General features: G+C 64.4%; 11 protein-coding genes. 8 read left to right on the forward strand and 3 right to left on the reverse strand.

What is annotated here, in order from left to right:
- The first annotated feature begins 129 nt into the window (after positions 1-129).
- Positions 130-369 carry a hypothetical protein gene (locus GJ695_RS30035; protein ID WP_229260555.1) on the forward strand — a complete coding sequence of 80 codons (240 nt, stop codon included), beginning with the start codon at positions 130-132 and terminating at the stop codon, positions 367-369.
- Here GJ695_RS30035 and GJ695_RS10360 read toward each other — a convergent pair.
- Positions 259-3012, reverse strand: coding sequence for a bifunctional diguanylate cyclase/phosphodiesterase (locus GJ695_RS10360; RefSeq protein WP_154364393.1), 2754 nt, complete (start codon positions 3010-3012; stop codon positions 259-261). The two genes, GJ695_RS30035 and GJ695_RS10360, sit on opposite strands and share 111 nt — an antisense overlap.
- Before the next feature lie 261 nt (positions 3013-3273).
- Here GJ695_RS10360 and GJ695_RS10365 point away from each other — a divergent pair, with 261 nt between their 5' ends.
- Positions 3274-4269, forward strand: a complete 996-nt coding sequence (locus tag GJ695_RS10365) for an NAD(P)-dependent alcohol dehydrogenase (protein WP_154364396.1) — start codon at positions 3274-3276, stop codon at positions 4267-4269.
- A 4-nt stretch (positions 4270-4273) separates the two neighbouring features.
- Here GJ695_RS10365 and GJ695_RS10370 read toward each other — a convergent pair whose 3' ends face one another.
- Positions 4274-5167: a LysR family transcriptional regulator gene (locus GJ695_RS10370; RefSeq protein WP_154364398.1), complete on the reverse strand. Its 894-nt coding sequence runs from the start codon at positions 5165-5167 to the stop codon at positions 4274-4276.
- A 137-nt stretch (positions 5168-5304) separates the two neighbouring features.
- On the opposite strand from GJ695_RS10370, the gene GJ695_RS10375 reads away from it, so the two are divergent.
- Positions 5305-7506 (forward strand): OsmC domain/YcaO domain-containing protein, encoded by a 2202-nt coding sequence (locus GJ695_RS10375; protein ID WP_154364399.1) that lies wholly within the window; start codon positions 5305-5307, stop codon positions 7504-7506.
- On the opposite strand, the gene GJ695_RS10380 is transcribed toward GJ695_RS10375, so the two are convergent.
- The gene (locus GJ695_RS10380) at positions 7484-8596 is read right to left on the reverse strand and encodes a GAF domain-containing sensor histidine kinase (RefSeq protein ID WP_166455249.1); all 1113 of its coding nucleotides are present in this window, start codon (positions 8594-8596) and stop codon (positions 7484-7486) included. The two genes, GJ695_RS10375 and GJ695_RS10380, sit on opposite strands and share 23 nt — an antisense overlap.
- 248 nt (positions 8597-8844) lie before the next feature.
- On the opposite strand from GJ695_RS10380, the gene GJ695_RS10385 reads away from it, so the two are divergent.
- The 5 genes from GJ695_RS10385 (at position 8845) to GJ695_RS10405 (ending at position 13778) form a co-directional block, all read left to right on the forward strand.
- Positions 8845-9237 (forward strand): response regulator, encoded by a 393-nt coding sequence (locus tag GJ695_RS10385; protein ID WP_154364404.1) that lies wholly within the window; start codon positions 8845-8847, stop codon positions 9235-9237.
- Positions 9238-9289: 52 nt separating this feature from the next.
- Positions 9290-10099, forward strand: coding sequence for a helix-turn-helix transcriptional regulator (locus GJ695_RS10390; RefSeq protein ID WP_154364406.1), 810 nt, complete (start codon positions 9290-9292; stop codon positions 10097-10099).
- 98 nt (positions 10100-10197) lie between these two features.
- A complete protein-coding gene (locus GJ695_RS10395; RefSeq protein WP_154364408.1) occupies positions 10198-11592 on the forward strand; it encodes an NAD-dependent succinate-semialdehyde dehydrogenase in 1395 nt (464 codons plus the stop codon).
- 13 nt (positions 11593-11605) lie between these two features.
- Entirely contained in the window at positions 11606-12700 is a 1095-nt protein-coding gene (locus GJ695_RS10400) for an alkene reductase (RefSeq protein WP_154364410.1), read from the forward strand.
- Positions 12690-13778: an FUSC family protein gene (locus tag GJ695_RS10405; RefSeq protein ID WP_154364413.1), complete on the forward strand. Its 1089-nt coding sequence runs from the start codon at positions 12690-12692 to the stop codon at positions 13776-13778. The genes GJ695_RS10400 and GJ695_RS10405 overlap by 11 nt, the downstream gene beginning before the upstream one ends.
- The last annotated feature ends 46 nt before the right edge of the window (positions 13779-13824 follow it).

Consider the following 13824-nt stretch of genomic DNA (forward strand, 5'->3'; position numbering starts at 1 on the left):
GTATGGAAATTGTTTTTAAGTAGTATGCTTCAGAACGTGCAGCAACACCATCCTTGCATGGCAGTCGCTGACGTCGGGTAGTGCTCCTCGCAATAAGATGGTGTCAAGTAAAAGACTGGAATACTCAAAATGATGGATTGGATCCCGATAGTCTTTGTGATCTTTAAGTTTCTCGTGCTCGGCACGGGCATGTTCTACGCCATCAAGTGGCATTACGATCAAGGGAAGAAGGGCAAGGCGCGGGATATGCGCACGGTGCTACGCGCGAGCGGCAAGGTGGTCGCGCTCTTCGTGCTGCTGCTGCTGGGCCTGGGAATTGTGACCTTCCTGCTGATCAAGATGCTCGGGATGGACTTGACCTTTCCCTGACGGCAGCTGCTGCAGCAAGCCCGCCATGTCCTGCGCCGGCATCGGGCGGGCGATGTAATACCCCTGCACCTCATTGCAGCCGAGGTCGCGCAGGATGTTCAACTGGCCGGCGGTCTCGACGCCTTCCGCCACCACGGTCATGCCCAGCGCGTGCGCCATCGAGACGATGGCCTGGAAGAACACCCGCCCTTCGGTCGACAGTCCCAGCTGGGAGGTGAAAGCCTTGTCGACCTTGAGCACATCCATCTTCAGTTTTTGCAGCTGCGAGAGGGACGAGTAGCCGGTGCCGAAATCGTCCACATGCAGCTTGACGCCCAGCGCCCGCAGCGCTTCCAGCTGCGCCAGGATCGATTCATGTTCGCCCAGCATGGCGGATTCGGTGATCTCCACTTCGATCAGGCTGGCCGGCAGCTGGTGCCGGGCCAGTTGCGCTTCGAGATGGCGGTGGATGCCGCCATGCGAAAACTGCTTCGGCGAGACGTTGACGGAAATCGGCACCAGCGGCAGCGCCTGCGCCCGCCACTGCGCCAGCTGGGCGCAGGCCTGGGCGATGACCAGTTCGCCGATGCGCACGATCAGCCCGTTTGATTCCGCCATGGGAATGAAGTCCAGCGGCGGGATCACGCCTTGCTCCGGATGAATCCAGCGCACCAGCGCTTCCATGCTGCACAGCTGCCCGCTGTGGGTATCCACCCGTGGCTGATAGTACAGTTGCAGCTGGTCGCGCTCGATCGCCTCGATCAGGTGCTGCTTGAGCAGGGTGCGCGATTTGATCTGGTGGTACAGCGATGGATCGAAAAAGCGGTACTGGCCCTTGCCGTCGCTCTTGCCCGCATACATGGCGATATCGCCGTGGCGGATCAGGGTTTCGGCATCGGCGCCGTCGCGCGGGAAGACGCTGATGCCGATCGAGGCGCCGACCGACTGCTTTTCCCCGGCCACCATGAAGGGCTGGGAAAACGCCTGCAGGATGCGTTCGGCCACGGCGCTGCTGTGGGCGTCGGAATCGGCCGGACTGATCACCACCACGAACTCGTCGCCGCCAAAGCGCACCACGCGATCGCTGGGACGCAGCAGCGACTTCAGGCGCGCCGCCGCCTGCCGCAGCAGTTCGTCGCCGGCGGCGTGGCCCTGGGTGTCGTTGACGTGCTTGAAGTCGTCCAGGTCGATGAACAGCAGGGCTACCGCGTGCTCGGCCGCATAGGCCTGCGACAGGGTGTGCCGGAAAAATTCTTCCAGCCAGTGGCGGTTCGGCAGGCCGGTCAGCGCATCTTCATTGGCCATGCGCTGCAGTTCGGCCTCGTGGCGCTTGCGCTCGCTGACGTCGCTGAGCGTGACGGCCAGGCCATTGCCGACGCGGACCAGCCGCCGGTGGCACCAGCCGATGTTGAGCCGGTTATCGGCCGGCATTTCCCGCTCGTCTTCAAGGTAGCCGCTCGACATGGCCGCCAGATAGGTTTGCAGCAGCGATTCGGCAAACAGATGGTTGACCATCAACGACACCCGCTGGCCCAGCAATTCTGCGCGGGTCACGCCGAAGAAGAAGGCGCCGCGCTCGTTGCAGTCGACGATTTCGAAATCGCGGATCTGCCCGGCTTCATTGCGCAGCGCCATGGCCATGTAGAAGCCGTCGGTGGCGCTTTCGGTGGCGGTGCGGTAGGCGCGGCGGACTTCCTCCTCCTCGTGGCGGCGTTGTAGCGCGCGCTGCGTCACCACGCGGCCCCAGGCGCCCAGCAGCACCAGCACCAGCGTGGCCAGCATGGCGCTCTGGGTCCGGTTGAGATTGGCGGCGTTGGCGGCGGCCATCGCTTCGCTTTGCGCCAGGCCGACCGCCGCGACGACAGGGTAGACGCGCGAGCGGCGCCAGCCGAAGATGCGCGCCTTGCCGTCGCTGAAGCTGCCGCCGTCCAGCAGCCGGCTGCCGCTGTCCTGCGGCAGCTCGGGCTGGCCCAGCAGCAGCGAGGCGTCGTCGTTGGCGCTGCCGCCGCCATGCTGTTCGAGGCGCAGCGTGCCGCTGCTGCTCAACATGGTCACCATGCCCTCGTCGCCGAGCGTGCGGGCGCTGTAGAAGGAGGTGAAGTAATCGGCCGCCACGGTCACGATCACGACGCCGGCGAAGCTGTCGTCCGGCCCCTCGAGGCGGCGGCTGAACTCGATCGAACGCTGGATCGGATCGCGTTGCTGGGTCGGGACGTTGATGCTCAGCGAGGTGGAGTTGTTGTTGCGGTGGAAGCGGAAAAAGTCGGCGCGCGCCATGTTTTCCGGGCCGGCCTGGCGCTCGGTGGTGGTGACGACGCGGCCGTTGCTGTCGGCGATGCGCACGGCGATGAAGGCGCGGTCGGTGAACATGCCGTCGCGCTGCAGATCCTCGACATGCAGCTTGCCGCCGGATTGTTCCCAGCTCTGCTTGAGTTGCATGGTGATCTGGTCCATCTGCATCAGCGAACGGGTGATGTACTGCTCGTATCCTTCGGCATAGCCGCTGGCGTCCTTGTGCGCGGCGAGTTCGGCGTTGCGGGTTTCGGCGCCGCCCTTGATCAGGGTGAAGCCCCACAGCGCGATCACGGAGAGCAGGGCAATGCCAGGCCACAGCAGCGCTCGTCGACTATGACGAACAGCCAGGCCGGTGTCCTCATGCTGCATAGGTTGTGCTTCCGTTGGTTATGTAGAAATCAGTCAATCTACACCGGAATTGTTGCAGGATCATTGCAAATGACCATTATAAATTTTATTTTGGAAATTTTCTCATGCCGGAGATCTATGAGCTGGCATCATAAACCCATGCAAATTCCAGTCCGTTTGACCCTTGGTTTCGCCGGTAAGATGCCTGACTCCAGCAACGAAAGGAATTCCCATGACGGTTAAAGCTATGGCGCCCACGCCAGCGATCAACCCCTGGTGTCGATGGACATCACCCGCCGCGCACCCGGCGCGCACGACGTGCAGATCGACATCGCGTTCTGCGGCGTCTGCCACTCCGACCTGCACACCGCGCGCTCGGAATGGGCCGGCACGCAGTTTCCCTGCGTGCCCGGTCATGAAATCGTCGGCCGCGTGACGGCGGTCGGCGCCCACGTCAACCGCCACAAGGCCGGCGACCTGGTCGGCGTCGGCTGCATGGTCGACAGCTGCCAGCATTGCGCCGATTGCGAAGACGGCCTGGAAAACTATTGCGACAACATGATCGGCACCTACAACGGACCGACCGCCGACGCGCCGGGCCACACGCTGGGCGGCTACTCGCAGCAGATCGTGGTGCATGAGCGCTATGTGCTGCGCATCCGCCATCCGGAGCAGGATCTGGCGGCGGTGGCGCCGCTGCTGTGCGCCGGCATCACCACCTATTCGCCGCTGCGCCACTGGCAGGCCGGTCCCGGCAAGAAGGTGGGCGTGGTCGGCATCGGCGGCCTCGGCCACATGGGCATCAAGCTGGCGCACGCCATGGGCGCGCACGTGGTGGCGTTCACCACCTCGGAATCGAAGCGCGCGGACGCCAAGGCGCTGGGCGCCGATGAAGTGGTGGTGTCGCGCAATGCCGATGAAATGGCGGCCCACCTCAAGAGCTTCGACTTCATCCTCAACACGGTCGCGGCGCCGCACGACCTGGACGCCTTCCTGGTGCTGCTCAAGCGCGACGGCACCATGACGCTGGTCGGCGCGCCGGCCACGCCGCATCCGTCGACGCAGGTGTTCAACCTGATCATGAAGCGCCGCGCGCTGGCCGGTTCGATGATCGGCGGCATTCCCGAAACCCAGGAAATGCTGGACTTCTGCGCCGAGCATGGCATCGTCGCCGATATCGAGCTGATCCGCGCGGACGAGATCAACGCCGCCTACGAGCGCATGCTCAAGGGTGACGTCAAGTACCGCTTCGTGATCGACAACGCCAGCATGGCGTAAGCGCTCATTCCTTGTGCCGGATCGCCTCGATCACCAGCGCCAGGGCGCGCGAGGCGTTGCGGTGGCTGGGATAGTAGGCGTACAGCCCTTCAAATGGGGCGCACCAGTCCTGCATCACGCTGACCAGGCGGCCGGCGCGCATATGTTCGCCGACCAGGCTGTCCGGCAGGAACGCCAGACCGAAGCCGGCCAGCGCGGCATCCAGCATCGGATAGATGCTGGTGAACACCGTCTGGCCGCGCACGCGCGCCTCGACCGGGCGGCCCTGGTGCACCAGTTCCCACGCATAAAAGGCGCCGCTGCCGGCCAGGCGCAGGCTGATGCAGTTGTGGCGCAGCAGTTCCTGCAGCGAGGTCGGCTTGGGATGGCGCGCGAAATAGGACGGCGCGCCGACGATCCGCATCGGCACATCGGCCGTCAGGCGCACGGCGATCATGTCCTTGTCGACCTGGTCGCCGTGGCGCACGCCGATGTCGTAGCGTTCGGCGGCGATATCGACCAGCCGGTAGTCGGAACTGATCTCGACCCGCAGGTCGGGGTGCTCGTGCAGCAGCGGGGCGATGCGCGGCCATAAGACCGTATCCACCGTGTGGTCGATCGCCGTGATGCGCACGGTGCCGGCCGGCTTGTCGCCCAGGTCGCTGATGGCGTTGATCTCCGCTTCGATTTCCTCCAGCCGTGGTGCGACGTTTTGCAGCAGGCGCTCGCCGGCCTCGGTGGGCGATACGCTGCGCGTGGTGCGTGTCAGCAGGCGCACGCCCATGCGGCTTTCCAGCGCGCGGATGATGTGGCTCAGCGCCGACTGCGTCATGCCCAGCTTGGCGGCCGCGCGCGTGAAACTGCGCTCCCGCGCCACCGCCAGAAATACCAGGATATCGTTGATGTTATCGCGTGCCATGCAGTGATTCCGTGAAAAGACGGTGGAATCATACACGCTGCGCAGTGTGGTATACTTGCCGCCTACTCAGAAGGGCAGCCGGTATGGCTGCCCTTTTTGCCTTGTTGGCCGCTACAGAAACGATTTGGACATCTCTCATGGAAATTAAAGTCAACTTTCTCGACAAGCTTCGCCTGGAAGCCAAGTTCGATGATTTCACCGTCGTGGCCGATCAGCCGATCCGCTACAAGGGCGACGGCTCGGCGCCGGGACCGTTCGACTACTTCCTGGCGTCGTCGGCCCTGTGCGCGGCTTATTTCGTGAAGTTGTACTGCAATACCCGCAATATTCCGACCGAAAACATCCGTTTGTCGCAGAATAATATTGTCGATCCGGAAAACCGCTACCAGCAGATCTTCAAGATCCAGGTCGAGCTGCCGGAAGATATTTCGGAAAAAGACCGCCAGGGCATCCTGCGCTCGATCGACCGCTGCACGGTCAAGAAGGTGGTGCAGGCCGGTCCCGAGTTCGTGATCGAGGAAGTGGCCAACCTGGACGCCGATGCGCAGGCGCTGCTGATGGTCAATCCCGATACCGAAGCCAGCACCTATATTCCGGGCAAGGATCTGCCGCTGGAGCAGACCATCGCCAATATGTCGTCGGTGCTGGCCAAGCTGGGCATCAAGATTGAAATCGCCTCGTGGCGCAATATCGTGCCGAACGTGTGGTCGCTGCACATCCGCGACGCCCACTCGCCGATGTGTTTCACCAACGGCAAGGGCTCGACCAAGGAAAGCGCGCTGGCCTCGGCGCTGGGCGAATACATCGAACGCCTGAACAACAACCACTTCTACGCCGGCGCCTTCTGGGGCGAGGACATCGCCAACGCCGACTTCGTGCATTATCCGAACGAGCGCTGGTTCAAGCCGGGCCGCAAGGACGCGCTGCCGGCCGAGATCCTCGATGCCTACAGCCTGGCCATCTACAATCCGGACGGCGAACTGCGCGGCTCGCACCTGATCGACACCAACTCCGGCAATGCCAAGCGCGGCATCTGCTCGTTGCCTTACGTGCGCCAGTCGGACGGCGAGGTGGTCTACTTCCCGTCGAATCTGGTGGAAAACCTCTACGTCAGCAACGGCATGAGCGCCGGTAACACGTTGGCCGAAGCGCAGGTGCAGTGCCTGTCCGAGATTTTCGAGCGCGCCGTCAAGCGCGAAATCCTGGAAGGCGAAATCGCCTTGCCGGACGTGCCACAGGAAGTGCTGGCGAAATATCCGCGCATCGTGGCCGGCATCCAGGGCCTGGAAGAGCAGGGCTTCCCGGTGCTGGTCAAGGACGCGTCGCTGGGCGGCGTGTATCCGCTGATGTGCGTGACGCTGATGAATCCGCGCACCGGCGGCGTGTTCGCCTCGTTCGGCGCGCATCCAAGCTTCGAAGTGGCGCTGGAACGCAGCCTGACCGAGCTGCTGCAAGGCCGCAGCTTCGAGGGCCTGAACGACCTGCCGCCGCCGACTTTCGTCAGCAACGCCGTCACCGAGCCGAACAATTTTGTCGAGCACTTTATCGATTCCAGCGGCATCGTCTCGTGGCGTTTCTTCAGCGCGAAAGCGGACTACGATTTCGTCGAGTGGGATTTCTCGGGCCAGGGTGAAAACTCCAACGCCGAGGAAGCCGCGACGCTGTTCGGCATCCTCAAGGACCTGGGCAAGGAAGCCTATATGGCCGTCTACGACGACCTGGGCGCCACCGCCTGCCGCATCCTGGTGCCGGGCTATTCGGAAGTCTATCCGGTGGAAGACCTGATCTGGGATAACACCAACAAGGCGCTGCTGTTCCGGGAAGACATCCTGAACCTGCACCGCCTGGACGACGCCCGCCTGGAAGCGCTGCTGGACCGCCTGGAAAACAACGAGCTGGACGAATACGGCGACATCGCCACGCTGATCGGCATCGAGTTTGACGAGAACACCGACTGGGGCCAGCTGAACGTGCTGGAACTGAAGCTGCTGATCCACGTCGCCTTGCAGCAGTTTGAAGACGCGCATGATCTGGTTGGCGCTTTCCTGCAATACAACGACAACACGGTCGAGCGCCGCCTGTTCTACCAGGCGCTGAACGCGGCGCTGGAAGTCGAGCTGGACGATGAGCTGGACATGGACGACTACGAAGCCAACTTCCGCCGCATGTTCGGCAACGAGCGCATGGACGCGGTGCTGGGCTCGCTGGAAGGCACTGTACGCTTCCACGGCCTGACGCCAACCAATATGCAACTGGAAGGCCTGGACCGCCATCACCGCCTGATCGACAGCTACCGCAAGCTGCACGCGGCGCGCGCTAAAGCGGCATCGTCAACGTAAACACGGTTTTCCCGGCGCTCGACTCGACGCCGAGTTCGCCGTGATGGGCCTTGGCGATTTCGGCCGCGATATACAGGCCGAGCCCCAGACCGCCTTGCTTGCCCTTGCGGTCGGTTTTCGAGAACGGATCGAACAGGGTGGCCAGCCGCGCCGCCGGAATGACGTCGCCGCTGTTGGTCACCGCCAGCGTAAAGCGATTGTCCGCCGTGCGCGCCTCCAGCCTGACCGGCGCCTGCTGGTCGCCGTGCAGCAGGGCATTGACCAGCAGGTTGGAGGCCAGCTGCGCGATCCGCATGGCGTCGCAGGAAATCGGGTCGGTCAGCGACAGGTCGGCCGTGATGGTGCGGTCTGGATACGCCAGCTTCAGCTCCTCGATCACATGCGCCAGCACCTGCTGCATCTGGCAATGCGGCTCAAGGTTGGAGGCCAGGGCGCCGCCCACCTTGCTGCGCGTGAAATCCATCACGCTGTCGATCAACATGGAAATCCGTTCCACACTCAGATTGATGCGCGACATGGCCTTGAGCGTGCGCTCGTCTTCGGAAATCAGCCGCACCAGCCCGGCGCAGGCGGAAATCGCCGACAGCGGCGTGCGCAGGTCGTGGCCGAGAATGCCGATCAGCCGTTCGCGCATCTTGCTGATGTCCTGCTCCTCCACCAGCGCTTCGCGCGCCGCGCTCAGGCTGTGGCGGTCGTCGATCTGGCTCGACAGTAACTGGGCATACAGTTCCAGCGATTCCCGCGTGGCCTCGTCGGACAGCTTGGCTGGCGCAGTGTTCAGTCCGCACAGCGTGCCGAAGAACTCGCCGCCCTTGCGGTGGATGGGGATGGAAAAATAGCTTTGAAAGCCGTAGATCGGCGGCACCGGATGCTCGTGGTAGTCGCGGTCGGTCGCCACATTGTCGATGATGATGCTGGTCTGCTCGCGCCGCACCTTGTCGCACAGCGTCTTGGTGATTTCCAGCACGGCGCCCGGCGCGAAGCCGAACGCCAGCTCGTCATGCACGGCGCAAATGGTCAGGTCGCTGGCCGTCACCCGCGCCACCGCCACCCAGCGCAGCCCGGTGGTGTGGGCAATGACGCGCAGCATCCTCGGCACCGCCGCAATGGATTGAACTATTTCAACATCAGATGGCGTAGGGCTACTCATCCAGGATCGGCACGCAGAGAAAGAAGGTCAGCAGCTGATGATAGCCCAAGTCATGCAATCGGAGCGAAGGCTTTCTCGCGTATAATCGAATTTCCATGGCGCGGCCCCTATCGTCCGCACCATTCACCTCGGCCCCATGTTTGCCGTATGCAGACGCAGCGTCGCTGGCGTCACTGACCGGAAACATCATGGCCTCCCAATTTTCTCCCAAACGTATTCTCGTTGTCGATGACAACCGCGATGCGGCCGACCTGGTCGCTGAACTGCTCGCATTGAGTGGTCACGTCACGGCGGCCGTCTACGGCGGCGAAGCCGGCATCGAATCGGCGGCGGCGTTCGCGCCCGACGTGGTCCTGCTCGACTTGGGCATGCCGGTGGTGGACGGCTTTGCCGTTGCCGCCGCCGTGCGGCAACTGGCCGTGCCGGTCCAGCCGGTATTGATCGCTTACAGCGCCTGGAACGACCCGGCCACGCGCAGCCGCGCCATCGAAAGCGGCTTCGACGATTATCTGCTGAAGCCGGCCCGCTTCGACGAGCTGCTGCAGCGCGTGGTGTCGACCGGCCGGCGTAACCCCCCGTAGGCGCTGCTTGTCGCTAGAATAGAGCTTGTCACCACAATGTACCTCTTTGTCCATGGCCAGCAGACCTACTCCCGAACAACGCCACGAGTTTGGCGCCTTCCTCTCCAGCCGGCGCGCGCGCCTGCAACCGAAGGAGTTCGGCCTGCCGGAAGGGCCGCGGCGCACGCCGGGCCTGCGGCGCGAGGAGGTGGCGGTGCTGGCCGGCGTCAGCGTCAGCTGGTACACCTGGCTGGAGCAGGGGCGCGACATCCAGCCCTCGGCCGACGCGCTGCGCCGCATCGCCAAGGTACTGAAGCTGGACCGGGTGGAATCGGCCCACCTGTTCGCGCTGTCCTCGCTGGAAGCGCCCGCCGTCGAAACCTCCGGTGAAGTCAGCGCCGGACTGGAAATGCTGGTGCGGGCGATTAACCCGATTCCGGCCTATGTGCGCAATCCCCGGCTCGACATCCTGGCCTGGAACGATGCCATCGCCGACATGTTTGTCGACTACGGCTCGCTGCAACCGCATGAACGCAACACGCTGCGCCTGCTGTTCCTGTACATCCCGTACCGCACCCTGATCCTGGACTGGGAGCAGATGGCGCGCGGCATGATCTCGACGTTCCGCGCCGCCCGCGCCCACGCGCAGGACAAGGCGCCATTCGACAGCCTGATCGAGGAATTGTCGGCCGAAAGCCCCGAATTCCGCGACTGGTGGCCGGATACCGAGGTAAAAGGCTTCGACGAGGGCCGCAAACGGCTGCTGCATCCCACCAACGGCTACATCGATTTCACCTATGTGGCGCTGACGCCCGAGGGGAGGCCGGACCTGTCGCTGGTCACCTACATCCCCCGCCACGCTGCCTATGACCCACAGTCATAGGATAACAAGACGCCTTCTTCGCCCGATTCGACTTACCTACACTGATGGTCATGGCAGTGCATCACGCACTGCATCCAACCATCCAGGAGGTAAGAACGATGTCCCAGCCAACCAACAACGTCGCCGTTTCGCGCAATCCAGCCAACGGTGAGCTGATCGCCACCTACGCATACCAGACCCCAAGCGAAGTCGAACGCCTGCTCGACGCCAACAGCGCCGCCTTCCGCCTGTGGCGCGCCACGCCGATGCGCGAACGCGTCGCCGCCTATCGCCGCCTGTCGGCCACGCTGCGCGACCGTTCGGACACGCTGGCCGCGCTGATTACCGCCGAAATGGGCAAAACCATCAAGGCCGCCCGCGCCGAAGTGGAAAAATGCGCCGCCACCATCGACTGGATCGCCGACAACGGCCCCGCCATCCTGGCCGACGAACCGGTGTCGGTGGACGGCGACGACCAGGTGCACGTTTCCTATTTGCCAATTGGCACCGTGCTGGCCGTGATGCCATGGAATTTCCCGCTGTGGCAAGTGGTCCGCGCCTCCGGCCCGATCATGTTGTCCGGTAACGGCTTCCTGCTGAAGCACGCCCCTAACGTCATGGGTTCGGCCTATGCGCTGCAAGAAGCCTACGAAGCCGCCGGCTTCCCGAAAGGCCTGTTTGCCAACCTGATCGCCGACAACGACACCGTTGCCCGCACCATTGAAGATCCACGCGTGGCCGCCGTCACGCTGACCGGCAGCATGCGCGCCGGTTCCGCTGTCGCCGCCACCGCCGGCAAGGCGCTGAAGAAGAGCCTGCTGGAACTGGGCGGCGCCGACGCCTTCATCGTGCTGGCGGACGCCAATATCGACCTGGCGGTCAAGGCCGGCGTCGAAGCGCGCTTCCAGAACGCCGGTCAGGTCTGCCTGGCGGCCAAGCGCTTCATCCTGGAACAGCCGATCGCCGAGGAATTCACCCGCAAATTCGTGGCAGCCGTCCAGCAGATGACCGCCGGCGACCCGCTCGACCCGGCCAGCACCATCGGCCCGATGGCGCGCGGCGACCTGCGCGACGAGCTGCATCAGCAGGTGGAACGCACCATCGCCGCCGGCGCCACGCTGGTGGTGGGCGGCCGCAAGCTGGACGGCCCGGGCAATTACTACGCGCCGACGGTGCTGACCAATGTCCAGCCTGGCATGGCCGCGTTTGACGAGGAAACCTTCGGCCCGGTCGCCGCCATCACCGTGGCCGACAACGCCGAGCACGCCATTCTGCTGGCCAATACCAGCGACTACGGCCTGGGCGGCAGCCTGTGGACCAGCGACATCGCCCGCGCCCAGCGCATCGCCCGTCGCCTGGAGACCGGCGGCGTGTTCATCAACGGCTATCCGGCGTCGAACGCACGCATCCCGGTGGGCGGCGTCAAGAAGAGCGGTTACGGCCGCGAGCTATCGCACTTCGGCTTGCGCGAATTCACCAATGCACAGGCCGTATGGGCCAAAACCGTTGACTAACAAGGAGAACATCATGCATGCCAATAGCCCAATTCTTCAGCCCGTCACCATCGGCGGCCTGTCGCTGAAAAACCGCATCGTCATGGCGCCGATGACGCGCAGCCGCTCGGACGACGCCGGCGTGCCGCCGGAGTATGCCGCAGCGTATTACGCCCAGCGCGCCGGCGCCGGCCTGATCGTCACGGAAGCCACCAACATCTCGGCGCAGGGCCGTGGCTATCCGCGCACGCCCGGCATCTGGACCGAGGAACAGGTCGCCGCCTGGCGCCGCGTCACCGACGCCGTGCACGAACGCGACGGCAAGATCTTCCTGCAACTGTGGCACACCGGCCGCATGTCGCATCCGGACCTGCACAACGGCGGCCTGCCGGTGGCGCCATCGGCGATCAAGCCGGAAGGGCAGATCCGCGTGCACGACGGCATGAAGGACTTCGTCACGCCACGTGCGCTGGACGCCAGCGAATTGCCCGGCATCGTCGACGATTACCGCCGCGCCGCCGAAAACGCCAGGCGCGCCGGCTTCGATGGCGTGGAGGTGCATGCGGCCAACAACTACCTGCTCGAGCAGTTCGTCCGCGACAGCACCAACCATCGCAGCGACGAATATGGCGGCTCGCTGGAAAACCGCCTGCGCTTCCCGCTGGAAGTGGTGCGCGCGGTGGTGGATGTCTGGGGCGCCGACCGCGTCGGCATTCGTATCTCGCCGGTGACGACCGCGCCGGGCAATACGCCGCTCGACAGCAACACCATGGCCACCTTCGGTGCGTTTGTGGATGCGCTGTCGGCACTGGGCCTGCTGTACATTCACGACATCGAAGGCGTGACCCAGTTGAGCCGCGAGGCCACCGACGGCATCAGCTTCACGGCCTTGCGCGAACGCTTCAACGGCGCCTACATCGCCAACAACCAGTACACGCTGGCGCTGGCCGAGCAGACACTGGCGGCGGGCGATGCCGACCTGTTCAGCATCGGCCGGCCGTTCATCGCCAATCCGGACCTGGTCGAGCGCCTGCGCACCGGCGCGCCGCTGGCCGAAGCGCCGAAGGAATACTGGTACGGCGGCGACGCCACCGGCTATTCCGACTGGCCCGGGCTCAATGGACGGTAACGGCATCAGAGGATGGAGCGCCGCCGCCGCCAGCGTGGCGCGCGACTTCCTCCCGTGGCGCATGTCCGGCGCGCGCGCTGTCGATGAGGTCAGCTGCCTGGCGGCCGTGCTGCTGGCCATCGCCGCAGCGCATATGCTTGGCATCGGCAATGTCGGCTGGGCCGCCTTCAGCGCCTTCATCGTGATACGCGGCACCTTGGCCGACACCGCGTGGCGTGGTGCGCTGCGCGTGGCGGGCACGGCCGCCGGCGTGACGCTGGCGTGGCTGCTGGCGCCGGTGTTGCTTGGTTCGACCGTCCTGCTCAGTCTGGCGTTGGCCGTGGTGGGCGGCGCCACACTGTATCTGTGCGTGCTGGACCGGCGCGGCTACGGTTGGCTGTTGGCCGGCCTGAGCTTTGCGATGGTGCTGATTGACGGCATGCAGGATTCCAGCGTGGCGCTGGCGGCGTTTGCGCGGGCGCGGCTCACCGAGGTATCTGTCGGCACTGCCGCTGCGGTGCTGGTCAGTGCGCTCTCGGCGCTGGTCATGCAGCGCGCGGCGGGGGCGGTTGCGGCGCCGGTCCTGCAGTTCTGGCACAAGGCGGCTTGCCTGCATGCCTTGCAGGGCGCACTGGCGCTGGCGCTGATTCCCTGGGTTTGGACGGCATGGCACATCAAGGCGCTCAGCCAGAGCAGCATCACCATCATGGCGGTGATGATGGTGCCGGCGGCGGACCTTGCCGCATCGGACAGCCCGGCCGCGACCCGGCTGCGGCACAGGTTTTTCGGCTGTTGCATCGGCGGTTTGCTGGCCACCGGCATTCTGCTATTGAGCCATGCGTCGCCCATCGTCATGACATTGGCGGCCTGTCTGGGCGTGGCGGCCGGCCGCCATATCGAGAATGCCGGGCGCGGCATCGAGTACGTCGGCACGCAGCTGGCGCTGGCGTTTCTGGTGGTGCTGGTGCCGGACAACTACGCGTCGGTGGACGCCGCGACAGGGCTGCAGCGGCTGTTCGGCATCGTCCTCGGCATGCTGTTGCTGGAAGTGGTACGGCGTTTCCTGAAAACAAAGCGTGGTAAAATCCCCGGCCCTTGAGGGCAGCCGCTGCGGCTGCCCTTTTTTGCATCTGGGATGAATGAAT

Origin of the sequence: Duganella alba (genome assembly GCF_009674495.1) — a bacterium.
GTDB lineage: Bacteria > Pseudomonadota > Gammaproteobacteria > Burkholderiales > Burkholderiaceae_D > Rugamonas > Rugamonas alba.